This window comes from Meiothermus cerbereus DSM 11376 (genome assembly GCF_000620065.1).
GTDB classification, from domain to species: Bacteria; Deinococcota; Deinococci; order Deinococcales; family Thermaceae; genus Meiothermus; species Meiothermus cerbereus.
In genome coordinates, this window is the sequence record NZ_JHVI01000017.1 from 35,462 (window position 1) to 51,462 (window position 16,001).

General features: G+C 64.0%; 19 protein-coding genes and 1 tRNA gene. 8 read left to right on the forward strand and 12 right to left on the reverse strand.

Features of this window, described 5'->3' with window-relative positions; genetic code table 11:
* Positions 1–8 precede the first annotated feature (8 nt).
* Entirely contained in the window at positions 9–242 is a 234-nt protein-coding gene (locus Q355_RS0107975) for a hypothetical protein (protein WP_027877316.1), read from the forward strand.
* Between the two features lie 9 nt (positions 243–251).
* On the opposite strand, the gene Q355_RS0107980 is transcribed toward Q355_RS0107975, so the two are convergent.
* From Q355_RS0107980 to gatB, 3 genes are read right to left on the reverse strand one after another with little or no spacing between them, the layout of a single operon-like run.
* The gene (locus Q355_RS0107980) at positions 252–890 is read right to left on the reverse strand and encodes a histidine phosphatase family protein (RefSeq protein ID WP_036259017.1); all 639 of its coding nucleotides are present in this window, start codon (positions 888–890) and stop codon (positions 252–254) included.
* Between the two features lie 19 nt (positions 891–909).
* Entirely contained in the window at positions 910–1,917 is a 1,008-nt protein-coding gene (gene purM / locus Q355_RS0107985; RefSeq protein WP_027877318.1) for a phosphoribosylformylglycinamidine cyclo-ligase, read from the reverse strand.
* Positions 1,914–3,338 (reverse strand): Asp-tRNA(Asn)/Glu-tRNA(Gln) amidotransferase subunit GatB, encoded by a 1,425-nt coding sequence (gatB, locus tag Q355_RS0107990; protein WP_027877319.1) that lies wholly within the window; start codon positions 3,336–3,338, stop codon positions 1,914–1,916. Before gatB ends, purM begins: the two co-directional genes overlap by 4 nt.
* 136 nt (positions 3,339–3,474) lie before the next feature.
* Here gatB and Q355_RS0107995 point away from each other — a divergent pair, with 136 nt between their 5' ends.
* Both Q355_RS0107995 and Q355_RS0108000 read left to right on the forward strand, forming a co-directional pair.
* Complete coding sequence (locus Q355_RS0107995) at positions 3,475–3,903, forward strand: DUF6069 family protein (protein ID WP_156941891.1); 429 nt, start codon at positions 3,475–3,477, stop codon at positions 3,901–3,903.
* A 72-nt stretch (positions 3,904–3,975) separates the two neighbouring features.
* A tRNA-Arg gene (locus Q355_RS0108000) sits at positions 3,976–4,053 on the forward strand.
* A 74-nt stretch (positions 4,054–4,127) separates the two neighbouring features.
* Here the strand turns inward: Q355_RS0108000 and Q355_RS17125 are convergent.
* The 3 genes from Q355_RS17125 to hrpB all read right to left on the reverse strand — a co-directional run bounded on the left by Q355_RS17125 (position 4,128) and on the right by hrpB (position 7,140).
* Entirely contained in the window at positions 4,128–4,427 is a 300-nt protein-coding gene (locus Q355_RS17125) for a tyrosine-type recombinase/integrase (RefSeq protein WP_027877321.1), read from the reverse strand.
* Between the two features lie 96 nt (positions 4,428–4,523).
* On the reverse strand, positions 4,524–4,694 hold the full coding sequence (locus Q355_RS17130) for a hypothetical protein (RefSeq protein ID WP_245597530.1): 171 nt from the start codon (positions 4,692–4,694) through the stop codon (positions 4,524–4,526).
* The gene (gene hrpB, locus Q355_RS0108015; protein ID WP_027877322.1) at positions 4,660–7,140 is read right to left on the reverse strand and encodes an ATP-dependent helicase HrpB; all 2,481 of its coding nucleotides are present in this window, start codon (positions 7,138–7,140) and stop codon (positions 4,660–4,662) included. Before hrpB ends, Q355_RS17130 begins: the two co-directional genes overlap by 35 nt.
* A gap of 68 nt (positions 7,141–7,208) precedes the next feature.
* Between hrpB and Q355_RS0108020 the strand changes: the two genes are divergently transcribed.
* The 4 genes from Q355_RS0108020 to Q355_RS0108035 all read left to right on the forward strand — a co-directional run bounded on the left by Q355_RS0108020 (position 7,209) and on the right by Q355_RS0108035 (position 9,697).
* Positions 7,209–7,430, forward strand: a complete 222-nt coding sequence (locus tag Q355_RS0108020) for a hypothetical protein (RefSeq protein ID WP_027877323.1) — start codon at positions 7,209–7,211, stop codon at positions 7,428–7,430.
* Between the two features lie 88 nt (positions 7,431–7,518).
* Positions 7,519–7,734, forward strand: a complete 216-nt coding sequence (locus Q355_RS0108025; RefSeq protein WP_027877324.1) for a hypothetical protein — start codon at positions 7,519–7,521, stop codon at positions 7,732–7,734.
* Positions 7,735–7,863: 129 nt separating this feature from the next.
* Positions 7,864–9,054, forward strand: coding sequence for an anion transporter (locus tag Q355_RS0108030; RefSeq protein ID WP_027877325.1), 1,191 nt, complete (start codon positions 7,864–7,866; stop codon positions 9,052–9,054).
* Positions 9,035–9,697 carry a tRNA (adenine(22)-N(1))-methyltransferase gene (locus Q355_RS0108035; protein ID WP_027877326.1) on the forward strand — a complete coding sequence of 221 codons (663 nt, stop codon included), beginning with the start codon at positions 9,035–9,037 and terminating at the stop codon, positions 9,695–9,697. Before Q355_RS0108030 ends, Q355_RS0108035 begins: the two co-directional genes overlap by 20 nt.
* 5 nt (positions 9,698–9,702) lie before the next feature.
* On the opposite strand, the gene Q355_RS0108040 is transcribed toward Q355_RS0108035, so the two are convergent.
* The 6 genes from Q355_RS0108040 to Q355_RS0108065 all read right to left on the reverse strand — a co-directional run bounded on the left by Q355_RS0108040 (position 9,703) and on the right by Q355_RS0108065 (position 14,671).
* Positions 9,703–10,185 carry a DUF6691 family protein gene (locus Q355_RS0108040; RefSeq protein ID WP_027877327.1) on the reverse strand — a complete coding sequence of 161 codons (483 nt, stop codon included), beginning with the start codon at positions 10,183–10,185 and terminating at the stop codon, positions 9,703–9,705.
* A gap of 3 nt (positions 10,186–10,188) precedes the next feature.
* Positions 10,189–10,752 (reverse strand): YeeE/YedE family protein, encoded by a 564-nt coding sequence (locus Q355_RS0108045; RefSeq protein WP_027877328.1) that lies wholly within the window; start codon positions 10,750–10,752, stop codon positions 10,189–10,191.
* A gap of 95 nt (positions 10,753–10,847) precedes the next feature.
* A complete protein-coding gene (locus tag Q355_RS0108050) occupies positions 10,848–12,140 on the reverse strand; it encodes a PEGA domain-containing protein (protein ID WP_027877329.1) in 1,293 nt (430 codons plus the stop codon).
* 10 nt (positions 12,141–12,150) lie between these two features.
* Positions 12,151–12,519 carry a hypothetical protein gene (locus Q355_RS0108055; RefSeq protein ID WP_027877330.1) on the reverse strand — a complete coding sequence of 123 codons (369 nt, stop codon included), beginning with the start codon at positions 12,517–12,519 and terminating at the stop codon, positions 12,151–12,153.
* Between the two features lie 18 nt (positions 12,520–12,537).
* A complete protein-coding gene (locus Q355_RS0108060; RefSeq protein ID WP_027877331.1) occupies positions 12,538–13,041 on the reverse strand; it encodes a hypothetical protein in 504 nt (167 codons plus the stop codon).
* 271 nt (positions 13,042–13,312) lie between these two features.
* On the reverse strand, positions 13,313–14,671 hold the full coding sequence (locus Q355_RS0108065) for an E3 binding domain-containing protein (RefSeq protein ID WP_027877332.1): 1,359 nt from the start codon (positions 14,669–14,671) through the stop codon (positions 13,313–13,315).
* A 148-nt stretch (positions 14,672–14,819) separates the two neighbouring features.
* On the opposite strand from Q355_RS0108065, the gene Q355_RS0108070 reads away from it, so the two are divergent.
* Positions 14,820–15,893: an aminopeptidase gene (locus Q355_RS0108070; protein ID WP_027877333.1), complete on the forward strand. Its 1,074-nt coding sequence runs from the start codon at positions 14,820–14,822 to the stop codon at positions 15,891–15,893.
* Positions 15,894–16,001: the final 108 nt, after the last annotated feature.

Below are 16,001 nucleotides of genomic sequence, written 5' to 3' on the forward strand. Positions count from 1 at the left end.
CTGAAGACATGGTTCAACTATTCAACGCCGAGACCGGCGAGCACATCGGCGAGATCAGCCAGGCACAGCTCGAGTTTCTGGTCGCGCAGATGGAAGAAGAGCATCCCGAAGACCAGGACTACTACCTGAACGCCGATCTGCTCGAGGCCTGGCGCCAGCAGGGCGCCGACCCCGCCCTGCTGGACTTGCTGCAAAAAGCCATGGCAGATAAAGAAGAGCTAACCATCCGCTGGTCGAAGTAGCGTTGGACTTTACGAAAGCGTGGCTTCGTCCATCAGCCCCTCGGCCCAGGCCTCGAGGTGGCCCACATCGCCAATCGAGAGCGCGACGCCCTCGGGATAGAGCAGGCGGGTGATGGAGGTGTTCTGGATCTGGAACTTGCGCCAGGTACCGTTCTCTAGCTCGAGCACCATCTTGAGCGCCGCTCGGATGACCCCGCCGTGGGTCACCACAATGAACCGCCCTTCTGGTAACTCCTCGAAAAATTCCTGCACCCGCCGGGCCAGGTCGGCCATGCTTTCGCCGCCGGGGCGCCGGGTGTTCCAGGGGTCGCGCTGGATGGCTTGGTGGAACTCGGGGTAGAGCTTTTCCATCTCGCTGCGCAAGAGCCCCTGCAGTTCGCCCGCATAAATCTCGCGCAGGCGGGGGTCGTAGACGGGCGTGAGGTGCAAAGCCTCGGCGATGGGCTTGGCGGTGAGGGCGGCCCGTTGCAGGTCGGAGCTGTAGAGGCCATCGAAGCCCTGGCGGCAGGCGGCCAGGCGTTCGGCCACCCGGTAGGCCTGGTGCAGACCCTGGGGCGAGAGATTGACGTCAAAATGCCCTTGAAAGCGCCCTTCGGCATTCCAGGGCGTCTCCCCGTGGCGTAGAAGCCATAGCTCTTTCGTTTGCATAAGGGTGGGGGGCAGGGTTTCAGACTACCTTAATCCCTGACGACTCCATGATATAGCCTACCGGGTAGGTTTGGGGTAAAAGTGTCCTGGCCCCAGATGCCATGTCTGGACTCAGGACCAAAATGTAACCAAGCCCCATGTTAAACACGCGGTACATCTCCTGCTCGTCGATTTGTCCTGCGCGCTGAATAAGCTCAAAAATCGGGGGAACGGGAAAGCTGCCCCGCCGGATTTCGGCCCCTAGCCCCTCCGGCAGCACCCTGGGCAGGTTCTCAAACACCCCTCCGCCGGTGATGTGGGCCATGGCGCGAATCTCGAGGCCCTCGCGCTGGAGCAGATCCACCTCGCGCAGGTAGCAGCGGTGGGGCTCCAGCAGGGCCTCGGCCAGCGAGCGCCCGTCCAGTTCGGGCCGGGGTTCTTCTAGGTTCCATCCTGCGAACACCTTGCGGGCCAGGCTGTAGCCGTTGGTGTGCAGCCCCGAGGAAGGCAGGGCCAGAAGCACATCCCCAGGCTGTACCCTGGAGCCATCCACCACCTGGGCTTTGTCCACCACCCCCACAATGGTGCCCACCAGATCCAGTCCACCCTCCTGATACACCCCTGGCATCTCGGCGGTCTCGCCCCCCAGGAGGGGAATCCCCACCGCTTTGCAGGCCTCGGCCAGCGACTCCAACACCACCGCCAGCACCTCGGCCTCGAGCTGCGCGCTGGCGATGTAGTCCATAAAAAAGAGGGGCCGGGCCCCCTGTACCAGCAGGTCGTTGACCGAGTGGTTCACGATGTCGAAACCCAGCCCCCCGTAGCGCCCGGTCTGGGCGGCCAGGAGGGTTTTGGTGCCCACGCCGTCGGTGGAGGCCACCAGCACCGGCTCGGCCATCTCCTTGAGCCGGGAGACCTCCAGCATCCCCCCAAAAGCCCCGATGCCCCGCAATACCTGGGGGGTGTAGGTTTCCTTGATCTTGCTGGCGGCGGCTTTCAGGGCACCCGCCTTGCGGTCAATGTCCACCCCTGCTTCCCGATAGTTCACAGCTCGACCCCCAGCATTTCGCCCAGCATCTTCTTGACCACGTCGGCCTTGGCGGTGCCCCGGGTTTCCTTCATGATGGGCCCCAGCAGGGCGTTGGCGGCCTTGAGGTTGCCCCCCTTGACCTGCTCCGCCACCCTGGGGTTGGCCGCCACCACCCGTTCCACAATGGGCCGCAGTGTGCTTTCGTCCGAGACCGAGCGCAGGCCGCGCTCCTCCACCAGCTGCAACGGGCTGGCCCCTTGCATCACCTCGGGCAGAAGCTGGCTCAAGACCCGGTTGGTGATCTCGCGCCTTTCGAAGAGGCCGGCCAGCGCGGCCAGGTGTTGGGGGGTGAGGGCGGTTTGCTGCACCTCCAGTTGCCGCTCGTTCAGGTAACCGGCCACATCGGCGTTGAGCAGGTTGGCGATGGTCTGGGGGTTGCCCTGGTAGTGGGCCAGTGTTTGGTCGAAAAACTGGGCCAGCGAGGGGCTATAGGCCAGAATTTCCGCGTCATAGGGGCGCACCCCGGCTTCCACGTAGCGGGCATACTTCTGGGCCGGCAGCTCGGGCATGCTGGCTTGGAGCCGCATAAGCCAGGCCTCGTCCACCACGATGGGGGGCAGGTCGGGGTCGGGAAAGTAGCGGTAGTCGGCCTCGCCTTCTTTGAGGCGCATGACGTAGGTTTTGCCGGCGGCCTCGTCCCAGCCTAGGGTGGCCTGTTCCACCTTGCGGCCACTGCGCAGCAGTTCTTGCTGCCGCTTGATCTCATACTCGAGGGCCCGCGCCACGCTGCGGAAGGAGTTGAGGTTCTTGATTTCCACCTTGGTGCCCAAAGGCCCCCCCACGGGCCGCACCGAGACGTTCACATCGGCCCGCATCTTGCCTTCCTCGGGGTTGGCATCCGAAACACCCAGGGTCTGGGCAATGGAGCGTATGTGGGAGAGGAAGACCCGGGCCTGCTCGGGGGTGCGGATATCCGGCTCGGTCACCATCTCGATGAGGGGCGAACCGGCCCGGTTGAGGTCTATGAGGGAGTAGGAAGCCCCCTCGGGGTGGGTGGACTTGGCCGCGTCTTCCTCGAGGTGCACCCGTTTGATGCGGATGGTCTGCCCCTCCACCTCCAGATGCCCGTGCTCGGCGATGGGCAGGTCGTACTGCGAGATCTGATAGTTTTTGGGCATATCCGGGTAGTAGTAGCTCTTGCGGTGAAACTGTGTCCAGGGGGCAATCCGGCAGTTCAGAGCCAGCCCAAACAAAATGCCATAGTCTACCGCCTGGGCGTTGACCACCGGCAGCACCCCCGGCAGCCCCAAGCAGACCGGGCAGGTGTGGGTGTTGGGGGGGTCACCGAAATAATCGGCGTCGCAACTGCAGAACATCTTGCTTTTGGTTTTGAGGTGCAGGTGGACTTCCAGTCCCACCACCGCTTCGAACTCCGGCATACCCGGATATTATAGGGCGCTCTTCCTTGCTAATTTCACTGCTGTGTTCTGTGCAAGCTGCGATAGGGCGACAACTGTCTTCAGGCCCACGTTTAAAAAAAGCTCGCTGGCTAGTATGGGCCTGGAGGTCATAAAGATGTCTGAACCGATGCGCAAAGCAACACCCGGCGTAGCGATGGACAAGATCTGGCGGGCCGCCCTGATTGGGGGGGTGCTGTCGGCGGTGGGCAACGTGGTGGTGTTTTTGGTGGCGGGCTGGCTGGGAATTAGCCTACAGGTTACCGCTGCTCCGGGCTCGAGCACCCTGGTGCCGCTACAAATTGGGCAGGTGATTGTGGCCAGCCTGCTTCCGGCCCTGCCCGCGGGCTTGCTGCTGGTGGTTCTGGCCCGCTTTATGCCCAACCCCTGGACCGTGTTTATGGCGGTTGCGGGGGTGTTTCTGCTGGTTTCCTTTATGGGCCCCATCAACCTTCCCACCGACCCCGCCAACGAGCTGGTGCTGAACCTGATGCACGTGGTATCGGCGGTGGCGATTGTGGGCGCTTTGTGGAGGTTTGCTCGCTAAAAGCCCAAGTGGCCGTGGAAGTCAGCGCGAGCAGGTGCTAGAATCTGGGTTGCTTGCCTGGGCAAGCCCTTTGCGCTCGTAGCTCAGCTTGGATAGAGCGAAGGTTTCCTAAACCTTAGGTCGCAGGTTCGAGTCCTGCCGGGCGCACCAGTACAGGACGTAAAAACCCGAGGGTAAGCATCCCTCGGGTTTGTCCTTTTACGGTGATTTTACGGTTTATGGATTCAGGCCTTAGCGCGGGGTTGCGTTAGTAGGGCTTCAAGGTCAATCACCCAGCCCCGGCGCTCTTGCTCCAGCAGATGCCGGTACACCCCTAGCGTGATGTTGGGGTTGGCGTGTCCCATCCGCTCCGCTACCAGTTCCAGTGGTGCACCGTTAGCCAGCAGGTGGCTACCGTAGCTGTGCCTGAGGTGGTGCACCCGCAAGGGCGGGATACCCAGCTTAGCCACAATGCGGCGCAAGGCATGGCCCGGCGCGTTGTAATCCAGCGGCTTGCTCGAGTTGTTGCCAGGGAATACCCACATGCCGGATTGGGGTTCTCGCCCAGCAGTTCCGCATACCAGGCCCGGTACTGTTTCAGGCGCTCCAGGGTAGCGTGAGGTATGGGCATGGTGCGGGCGCTACTGGCTGTCTTGGGGGCCTGTGATGCGGTAGGCGCTATAGGCCCGGCAAATGCTCAGGGTTCCGGCCTCGAGGTCGGGGACGCGGAAAGCGGCTTTGGGCGGCTCGCTATCGTCGTCGTCGTTGATGCTAAGGTCATCGCGGCTTGGTTTTGCGGGTGGGCACAGCATTCCAGGGGTCTTCGGGCCAGGGGTGTTTGCTGTAGCGCCCGCGCAGCTCCTTGCGAACCTCGAGGTAGGTGTTGTTCCAGAAGCTTTTTAAATCCTGGGTCACCTGGATGGGCCGCCCGGCGGGGGAGAGCAGGTGCAGCAAGACCGGGGTGCGACCCTCGTTGACGGTGGGGGTATCGGCCAGACCGAACAACTCCTGCAGTTTGACTGCCAGCACCGGTGGGCTGCCATCGGGGTTGTAGGTCAGCCTGATGCGCGAACCGCTGGGCACCTCGAGCCTCGTAGGCGCCAGTGCTTCCAGCCGGGCCGGGAGCGGCCAGGGCAAAAGCCCGCCTAGGATGCGGCCAAGCTCGAGGCGAGCAAAGTCTTCCCGGCGCGAGACCCCGTTCAGCCAGGGGGCCAGCCAGTCCTCGAGGGTCTGGAGCAGGTGCGTATCGGAAACATCGGGCCAGCCCTCCTCGGGCCGCCAGCTTCTAAGGCTCAGCACACGGGCCTGCCACTGGCGCAGCTCCTCCGTCCAGGGCAGCAAACCCAGGCCCTCTGTGCGTACCACCTGGCACAACACCTCGCGGCGCTTGCTGGGCTCGAGGTGTAGGAGGGGCTTCCGGGCCAGCACCACCTCCCCGATCCGCAGCTCGCGCTGGGCCAGCAGAACCCCGTTGCGGGCGTCCCAGGCAACGTTCTCGACGGGGCGGGCCAGGGGGGATAAATCTTCTGGCTCAACTGGTGCAGCCAGAAAGATGCGCCCTTCCTCCTGGCCAGCGTCCAGGTGCGCCACGGCCAGCCAGGGCGTGCCGGCCAGGGGGTCGTCCTCCCCCAGGCGTACCCCACGCCCCCCCGAGAGGCGGTAGCGCAGGCGTTCCCCTTCGCGTAGGCGGGCCAGACGGTCGGGGTAGGCCAGGGCTACCAGCAGCCCCACCATGTGGGGGTCGGTGGGGCGGCTATCCGCAACCACGCCCAACCGCCTGCGCCACTCCTGGCTCAGCCGCTCGACCCTGGACAGCGCGCCGGGCTCGGCCCCGTGCAAAGCCTGCTGGTGTTGGCGCCAGTGCCGCAGGGCTTCCAGCCGCAAACCCAGATCGGCCCCGGCCTCCCTGGGCAGGGGGTCGCGCTCCTCCAGCAAGGCGGCCAGATCGGCGGCCAGGGCGCTTTGCTGCAAGGCCTGGCCTTCCAGTAGCAAATGGGCCAGCCGGGGGTGGGTGGGCCACTCGAGTAGGGCCTTGCCCCGCTCGGTCAGACTATGGTTTTCCAGCGCTCCCAGGGCCTCCAGCAGTTCGCGGGCCTGTCGGAGGGCCCCGGCGGGGGGTGGTGTGATCCAGTCCAGCGCGTAGGGGTCTCGCACGCCCCACCGGGCCAGCTCGAGCAAGAGCGGGGCCAGGTCGGCCTCCAGAATCTCCGGCGGGCGCTGGGCCAGAAGCTGCCCGTCGGTGGCCGGGCTCCACAGGCGGTAGCAGACCCCCGGCCCCAGGCGTCCGGCCCGTCCGGCCCGCTGCATTGCGGCATCGCGGGTGACCCGCGTGGTGACCAGGCGGGTCAGGCCGCTTTTGGCCTCGAAGCGGGGGAGCCTCGAGTACCCCGCGTCCACCACCACCCGGATGCCCTCGATGGTCAGGCTGGTCTCGGCAATGGAGGTCGCAAGCACCACCTTGCGCCGGGCCGGGTCGGGCAGGATGGCGGCCTGCTGAGCCGAGAGCGGCAGGTCGCCGTAGAGCGGAGTGAGCTTAACCTCAGGGTGGCGCAGGGCCAGCAGCCGCTCGACACGGGTAATCTCGGCGACGCCTGGCAGAAAGACCAGCACGTCGCCCTCGTGCTCGGCCAGAGCCCGCGAGACCGCACCCGCCACTACCCCCGGCAGGGGGCCTTCGGGGTCTTTGGGCAGGTAGCGGATTTCTACTGGGTACTGCCGCCCTTCTGCCGTTAGGACGGGTGCCCCCAGGTGTCGGCCCAGCCCCTCCCCATCCAGCGTGGCCGACATCAGCAAGAGGCGCAGATCCTGGCGCAGGGTCTCTTGTACCTCGCGGCACAGCACCAGGCCCAAATCGGCCTGGAGGCTGCGCTCGTGGAACTCGTCGAAGATAACCAGCCCCACCCCCTCCAGGCCGGGGTTATGTTGCAGGCGGCGGGTCAGGATGCCCTCGGTAAGCACCTCGATGCGGGTGGCGGGCCCTACCCGGCGCTCGAAGCGCACCTGGTAGCCCACCGTCTGGCCCACTTGCTCCCCCAGCAGGTCGGCCATCCGCGCCGCCACGTTGCGGGCGGCTAGTCGGCGGGGCTGCAACATCCAGATCTTCTGGCCCTTTAGCCAGGGCTCGCCCAGCAGTTCCAGCGGCAACACCGTACTCTTGCCTGCGCTGGGCGGTGCTTGCAGGATGGCTGTGCGGTGCGCCTCGAGGGCTTTTCGCAACGCGGGCAGAACCGAATAGATGGGCAGGCTGGCTTCAGACATGGTCGCAACTTCCGCCCTGGTATTTTCGCACAGGTGCCCCCCTACAGGGCTGCTACCCTAGGGGCAAGGTGTTCGGGTTTATTTGGCTTTTGCTCACGGTATTTGCCGCTTGGATGGCCGCCCAACTGGTGCGGCAACCCCGCTTCTGGCGCACCGAGTCGCCTGCTTTGGGCGAGGTCGTTTCGGTTTGGCTCATTCTGACCCTGGTGATGGCCGGTAGCCTGGTGGGTTTGGGGGAGTTTCTGGCGCAGCTCTGGTTTCATAGCCCCGTCTGGCTGAGCCTGCGCTAAAATGAGAGAAGTATAAGAAACGCTCGAGGGGTTTTTGATGTCGGATTTCGACACGGTCTTCTGTTTTCCTGCCATATCTTTTATGGGTATGAGCAGAGCCGAGGAATACCTACCCTGGGCCGAGACCTTCATCCGGGCCCGGCGGGTGGTAGCAGTGCGAATAGACGACAAGCAAGGTGAGTACGAAGCCCTGAGCGAGACCGGCTCGAGCTACTTTATCGAGCGGCTCGAGCAGGCCCAGGCCTTGCTGCTGGTTTTGCAGGGGCACTCGAGCGAGACCCGGCTCGAGGGCCTGGCACAGTAGCGGGGCCAACCCAAGGTAATTTTTCCCCAGAACACCCGCCTCTTCTGGCGGGTGTTCCGCTTTAGTGGCTCAAAAATTCCCAAGGACGCCCCAAACCTAAGGTTCAAACGGGCGCGATAGGATAAAGCCGTGGAACTGCTGGCCTACGCTGTTTTGCTGCTCACCTATCTGGGCCTGGGCCTGGGCTACTGGCCCGGATATCGTATGAACCGGGCCGCCATTGCGCTTACCGGCGCGGCCTTTCTGATTGTGCTGGGGGTGCTCAACTTCGAGGAGGCCTGGCGGGCTTTGGAGCCCCATACCCTGGGGTTTTTGTTCGGGGTGATGGTGCTCAACACCCACCTGGCCTATGCGGGCTTTTTTCAACTGGCGCTGAATGGGCTGGTACACCTGGCCCGCTCGCCGCTGGGCCTCTTGGTCTGGCTGACCTTCGGCACGGGCATTCTTTCAGCTTTGTTCCTCAACGACACCATCGCCATCCTCTTTACCCCGCTGGTGCTGGCCCTCACCCGCACCCTGGGGTTGCCCCCGGTGCCCTACCTGCTGGCCCTGGCCGGGGCCACCAACCTGGGCAGCGTGGCCACCCTGACCGGCAACCCCCAGAACATTGTGGTGGGGAGCCTTTCGAAGATCACCTACCTCGAGTTTGCCGCGGCCCTCACCCCGGTGGCCCTGCTGGGCTTGCTGGTGCAGGTGGGGCTGTTGTATGCGCTGTATCCGGCGGTGCGCTCGAGGGCCCCCCTGCCCCCCCTGCCTGCGCTTCGTTTTCGCTTAAACCGGGCGCTGTTGTTCAAGGGCCTCTGGATTACCCTGGCTCTGCTGGCCGCCTTTGTGCTGGGCTACCCCCTGGCCCAGGCCGCCCTGGTGGCCGCCGGGCTGCTGCTTTTTAGCCGCCGGATTCGCTCCGAACGATTTTTTATGCGGGTAGACTGGGAGCTGCTGGTGATGTTTTCGGGGCTGTTTATGGTAACGGCCTCGGTGCGGGAGCTGGGCATCCTGTCCCTGATGGAGCCCCTGGCCACCACCGCCCCCGGCCTGGCGGGCGTAACGGTGCTGCTTTCCAACCTGATTTCCAATGTTCCGGCGGTGCTGCTCTTGTACCCTTTGATACCCGCAGGCGACACCCAGGGCTGGCTTTTGCTGGCGGCGGCCTCGACCCTGGCGGGCAACCTGACCCTCCTGGGTTCGGTCGCCAACCTGATCGTGGCCGAGGCTGCCCGGCGCGAGGGTTACCACCTGAGCTTTTTGGAGCACCTGCGCTTTGGCCTGCCGCTTACGCTCCTGACCTTGCTTTTGGCCTATGCCTGGATCTTCCGTTAAGCTCGAGCCCCGCCTACAAGCGGTGGCCCAGGAAATAAAGGCCCCCACCCACGCCGACATCGGCTCCGACCACGCCCTGCTGCCCCGCTACCTGCTTCTCTCCGGGCGGGTGCAGCGGGTGATTGTGGTGGAGAAGAACCAGGGGCCCTGGGAGAACTCCAGGCGGGCCTTGGAGGGCCTCGCTGCCGAGGTACGGCTGGGCGATGGTCTGGGGGCTTTGTCGCCTGGCGAAGCCGACTCGCTCAGCCTGTGCGGGATGGGGGCCCGCCTGATGGTTCGGATTCTCTCGGCCCACCCAGCACGCTTACCGCCCCGCCTGGTGCTCCAGCCCAACGACAGCGCCCTGCCCCTGCGCCAGTGGGCGCTGCAGGCTGGCTATGCCCTGCGTAATGAGCAGATGGTGGAGGGTTTCTGGCGCTACAGCATCCTCACCCTGGAGCGGGGCGCTTGCGCGGCCTACAGCGGGCTGCCGCTCGAGCTGGCCCTGCGCTTTGGGCCTTTGTTACTCAAAAGCAAGCACCCCCTGCTCAGCGCCGAGCTGTTGGCGCGACGGCAGCAGCTCGCCAGACTGCCACAGGTGGAGCCGGTGCGGCTCGAGCTCGAGCACATAGAGCAAGCCCTAGCGCTTTTGCAAGGGTTCTGACGGACTCAGTGCGGTAGCCGCTGCTGCACCAGCCCGTACACATACGTGCCCAGCAGTGCTCCGAGTAGTATCACTGCTGCCCCGGCGTAGCCGCTGCCCAACAGCGCATAGATGGGGCCGGGGCAGGCCCCCACCAGCCCCCAGCCCAGCCCAAACACCACCCCCCCCAGCACATAGCGGTAGCGCCCTGGGTCAGCCGGGCGGACGTGCAGGGGCTCGCCGTCGCGCGACTTTACCCCCAGTCGCCGTAAGAGCCACAGCGCGAGCAGGGCGGTCAACACTGCGCTACCAATCACCCCGTACATGTGAAACGACTCGAAGCGGAACATCTCGTAGATGCGGTACCACGAGGCAATCTCGCTTCGGATGGCCACCAACCCAAAAAAAGCCCCGGCTAGTAGATACGGTACGAGGGTCAGTAGGCCTGAGCCGCTACCGGGGCCAGCCTGTGTCTGTACTTCGAACTCATCACGGATGGGAAGCGCCATGGTTCACCTCAGCCAGAAGAGCGCCCAGGGCAGGATGATGTGGGCCGCTATCAGTCCGCCCGCAAAGAAGCCCAGCGTTGCCAGCAGCGAGGGCAGTTGCAGCGCCGCCAGACCGGTAATGGAGTGGCCCGAGGTGCAGCCCGCCGCCCAGCGGGCCCCAAAGCCAATCAGGAATCCGCCCAGCAGCAAAAATAAGAAGCCTGCCGGGTTCAACACCGCCTGCCAGGAAAAAAGTTCCCTGGGCAAGAAGCCCGAATCCGCCGAGACCCCCATCTGCTCTAGCGCCCCTACGGTCTGGGGATTGAGCTGCACCGGGTTGGGGTTGCCCAGGAGCACCCCCGCCACAAACCCCCCCAGCACGATGCCCAGCACAAAGGCCAGGTTCCAGCTTTCGGCCCGCCAGTTGTACTGGAAGAAGGGCAGCCGGCTGCCCAGCGCTGCGCACACGTGCCTTAGTGAAGAGGAGATGCCAAAACGCCGGTTGCCCACCAGGAGCAACAGGGGTACGGTCAGGCCAATCAAGGGGCCGGCCACATACCAGGGCCAGGGCTGGGTAAGCCATTCCATAGTTCTCTATCTTCCAGCAAAAGCTGATAAAGATTGTAAACTAATCTTCAAAAAGAGAACCTCGAGCCGCTAGGGGTGGCTCGAGGTCAACCAGGCTAAATACGGCAGTTCGACAACACCACCTGGCCCCGCACGATCAGGCGGCCCACCTGCCCAATTTCCCAGGTGTAGGTGTTGTTGGAGTAAACCAGCTCGGCCCCGCTGCGAACCAGGGGCAGGGTCTGGAAGGCCCCGTCGTAGAACAGGCGCACCTGGTTGCTGCTGATGTAGTTCACCACCAGGGTGCCACCCTGGCAGGTGTAGGTGAAGGAGCCCGAGGGTGGGCGCACCGGCTGTACGGGTTGCACGGGCTGTACCGGCTGGACGGGTTGCACCGGCTGCACAGGTTGTGGGGGTGGCGCGATACCGACCAGGTTGATGCTCAGGCGCGTAGTACGGCCTGCCTGGATGGTGACCAGGGTGCGGAAGGGGCTGAAGCCGCTGCGCCGCAGCTCCACTGTGTAGCTGCCGGGGTTGAGGGTGACGTTCAGGGGGGTATTGCCCACCAGCCGGCCGTTCACCAGCACCTGGGCGCCCCTGGGATTGCTGTCTACCGACAGCACGCCGGTGGGCGGAGGTGTGGCTACGAGCGGCAGGTTGAGCTGGGTCACCTGCCCGGCCTGGATGGTGAAGGGGGTACGCAGGGGGTTGTAGCCGCTGCGACGGAGCTCGAGGGTATAGCTACCCGGCAATAGCTCGACTGTAAGGGGGGTATTGCCCACCACGCGCCCATTAATCAGCACCTGGGCCCCGCTGGGGATGCTGTTCACCGACAGGGTGCCGGTAGTGGGCGGGGGTGGGGGCAGTTGCCCGGCGATGTAGTAGGCCTCGTCCGAGACCCAGTCGTTGGTGGGGATGGGCGTGACCACAATCGAGAGGGCCCGGGCCAGGTTGCTCTCGCCCTGGATGCGGGCTTCGCCGGTCTGGATGTTGATAATCTCCGAGACATCCAGCGGGCGGCGGCTGGCCACGGCCAGCACCCGATCCTGCCCGGCCGGGCCTTCCACGGTAAAGGTGTAGCGGGCTCCGGGGCCGGGGAAGGTACGCACCTCGCCGGCGCGCAACAGGTTCTGCTGCTCAAAGGCGTTGGGGAGAATGCCGCTAATCTCGCCGGTAGCCCGCACGCTAAAGAGATACACATAGGCCGGCTGGCTGACCTGCACCGAGATCTGGATGTTCTCGCCAAACTGGTAGACCGGGTTGCCGGTTTTGTTGGGGTCTTTGTCCACCCAGACGCGCACCTGAAGGTCTTGCGGGGGCGTGGGGTTCACGATAATGCTCTGGGGGCGCAAAGGTTGCGCCAGGGCCGAAAGCAAAGCCAAGCCCAAAATACCCACGAGTTTTTTCATACCACCTCCACTACAGCGCGCAGTTGCTGAGCACCACCTGGCCGCGCACGCTCAGGGTGCCGCGGCTGCCCGTCCACTCCCAGGTGTAGGCCCCCCCGCTAAACAGCAGGGTGGGGCTACGGCGCACCAGGCTTAGGTTTTGGAAGGCCCCATCGTAAAAGAGTTGCAGGCTGTTGCTGTCCAGGTAGCGCACCACCAGGGTGCCCCCGCTGCAGCGGTAGGTAAAGCTACCCGGACCCGGCGTCACAATGCTGGGCTGTACGGGGGTCACCGGGGTTACGGGCTGCACCGGCTGGGGGCGCGGGGGCTCGTCTTCCACCAGCAAGATGCAAGACGAAAGGGCCAAAGCCAACCAAAGAAGCAAGAGCGAGCGCTGCATAGGGTTCAAAAGTCCTTTCTAGGGGCAGTTGGAGTAGACATCATAGTCATACGAGCCCGAGTACTGGCTACCACTGAGCGTAGTAACCGTGACCGTGACGGTGGTTTTACCGCTGTTGGATGGGGGTGGGGTGATGGGGCTTACGACGATGGACTGCTGGCTCACGCCCGAGGGCATGCGCTGGGGTACGTTCACCTGACCAAAAGTCAGCGTGCCGACAAATACCAGGTCGTTTCCATCGCGGCTGAGGTCGTTCAGGGGGCGCTTGCGGGTAAGGGTATCTCCAGATGCAAAGCCTTCGTACCTTTCTTGGATAGAGACGATCACCGAGGGGTCTGGTGCGCGGAATTTGTAGCGCATCTGGGTGGTTTTGTTGGTGCAAAAAACGTAGGCTCCATCGGAGTTGCGCTGCCAGTTGCTTTCGAAACGGAAGTTGGAGACCGGTAGGTCAAGCACCACGATACAGCTCGAGAGCGCTACGGCCAGTGCTGCCAACATGCTCCACAGTAGGGTTCGTTTCATGCCTCGAGCCTAGCACATGAGCAACCCCCGGCATAGAGCAAGGACGCCTTTCTTAAGCGAAGTTAAGCGGAAGCGTTTATTAGACGCGCTTTTTGCAGGTTTTACACAGCTCCAAAGCTAGAATCAAAATCTTATACCAGATTCGGTTAGTTCGGCGCCGGATGGCGGCGAACTAACCCGACCGAAGGGAGTGCTCTAGGATTCAAAAAGATAGCCTCTGGGGACTTTGGTTTGGATGATTATCTTTTTGAATCCGGTATTACCGCCGCCCTCAGGCCAACAGGATAGGCCGCTCGAGGTAGTAGGCCACCCGCTCCAGCAGCTTTCCGGCCAGTTCGGTGCCCAGGTCGCCGCTTAGGGTGAGCAAAGCATGGCCTCCGCTGGCCCGGCCCAGGGTGAGGGTGGACAGGCCGGGGAAGATGACCTGATCAAAAGCGCTGTCTACCAGCGAGAGCACCACCAGCCCCTCGGCGGGGTCGGAGGCCATGCGCAAAGAGTCCAGGGCTCCGCGCAGCGACTGGGCAGGGGCCACCCGCAGGCTTTTGAGTGTGTCGCCCTCGAGGCGGCCTTTGGTGGGGCGCAGGGGGGTCTGGGTATCGGCCAGGGCTTTGTCGGCTGCGCGGTAAAGCAGGGCCTCGAGCCCAACTTCCATGTTCCAGGCCTCGCTCAGGGTCTGGGCGGCCTCCTGGGCCGGGCCAATGGCTACCAGACGTTGCCAGGCCTGTATCCGCAGCATGGTTGGCGGGGCCGCCGGAGCGGGCGCTTCCACAGCGAGTTCGGGGGCTGGTGTCTCCGAGGGGGTCGGGGGCTCAGCTACTTCCTCTGCGGGGGTTGGGGATAGAGTAGGTTCTTCTGCTGGAGCGCTGGCTTCCTCGGGGGCCACGGGGGGTGCTTCTCCCGGAAGCTCGGCGACGGGGAAGGGGGCTGGGGTGTTGCTGAAACTCATGCCGGCCTGCAAAGGGCTGGGTGCAGGCGCGGGTGTTTCCAGATTGGTCAGAACCTCCTGGGTTTCCCAGATGAGCTTGGGAGAGGCGCTGGAGGGCTCGAGGTCGGGCTCGGGGGGCAGCGGGGGCAGGTCGGTCAGGGCGGGGTTGACCTCCGCTACCGGGTTGATGGGGGGAGGGAAGGGCTCGGGTTCTTCCCACTGGAGCGGGGAAAGGGGCTCGCTGGGTGTGAGCGGCTCGGGCTCGTCGAAGCTGGGCACAATTTCGGGCTCGGGGGCCAGGGTGGGGGCTTCCTCGAAGGCGGCCGCAGCCGGAGGCACCGGGGGAGGGGTTGTGTCGAGGTCGAGATCGAGGTCAAACTCGATGTCTTCCAGGGTGGGCAGGGCCGATTCTGCCGGTGGGGCTGGGGAAGCGGGCGCCGAAGGCACCAGATCGCCAAGCTGTACCCCCTCCTTTTGCAAAAGGGCCTGGGCCTGGGCCATATCGGGAACGGCGCTGGGGGGAGGGGCGGCTTCTTCGGGGGCTGGAGGCAGATTAACCTCACCTGCCATTACCTTTGCCAGAAAAGCCAGAATATCCCGCTCGACCACCGTGCCATCGGGGCCGGTGCCCTTAATTTGACGCCAGTCTATGCCGTTTTCTTCCGCCAGACGACGGGCCAGCGGGGTGATTTTGACTTCGCTCATGCTTTCTACATCATAGCGCAGAAGCTACGAAATACACGTGCATATGCGCTCGAGGGCCCACCGGGGCCAAAAAACAGATCTGGGTGCTCAATTTTTGCGCTTGCGCTTCAGGGGTGGAAGTTTTTCTCGATGGGTATAACCTGGGGGTATGGAAAGCCGTTTTGCCTCTCTGCTGGCCCGCTACTGCCTGGATTTACAGCCGGGCCAGACCGTCCTGATTGAAGCCGAAGCCGCTGCGCTACCTTTGCTCGAGGCCTTGCAGGAGGTGGTTTTGCAGTGCGGCGCTTACCCTGTGGTGCAGCTTTTCCCGGCGGCGGTCTCGAGGCCTTTTTTCCTGTATGGCGAAGCCTGGCTGAACCAGACCCCGGCGCCCCAGATGGCGCTGATGGAGCACGTAGACGCCAGCCTGCGTATCGAGAGCGCTTTGAACCCGCTCGAGCTCAGCGAAGTGCCCCCGGCCCGCATCGCACAGTTTCGCACCGGGTGGCGGCCTTACATCCAAAAGCGAGCCCGCAAGCGCTGGTGCCTGACCCTGTACCCCACCGCAGGCTACGCCCAGCAGGCGGGCATGTCCACCGCCGCTTTTCGGGCCTTGGTGGAGCGGGCCCTGTACCTCGACCGCGCCGACCCCATCGCGGCCTGGAACGAACTATCGGCCTTCCAGGCCGCCCTCATCGAGCGGCTGCAAAAGGTAAAGGAAATCCGTATTCAGGCCGACGGAACCGACCTGCGCCTGCGGGTGGAAGGGCGCACCTGGATTAACTCCGATGGCAAGCGCAACATGCCCAGCGGCGAGGTGTTTACCGGCCCCCTCGAGGCCTCTGCCGAGGGTGAGGTGCGCTTTAACCTGCCGGTGGTGGTTTCGGGGCAGCGGGTGGAGGGGGTGCGGCTGCGCTTCCGGGAAGGCCGGGTGGTGGAGGCCAGCGCCCAGACCGGGGAGGAATACCTGCAAAGGATGCTCGAGGCCGACCCTGGGGCCCGCTATCTGGGAGAGCTTGGCATCGGCACCAACTTTGGCATCAGCCGCCCCACCGGCCTGATTCTCTACGACGAAAAAATCGGCGGTACGGTGCATCTGGCGCTGGGCCAGAGCTACCCCGAAACCGGCGGAAGCAACACCTCCTCGATTCACTGGGATCTGATTCTGGACCTGCGCCAGGGAGGGCGGCTTTTGGCCGATGGCGAGGTGTTGCAGGAAAACGGGCAGTTTGTGGGTCTATAGAGCGCTCTTCACAATTATTGAAGCTTGCATAGCACAGTTGCCTTCTGGATAGGAGGCAACGCCTGTGAAGAGTGCGATATGGGGTCAGGTCATGCAGGCTGAAGTTTT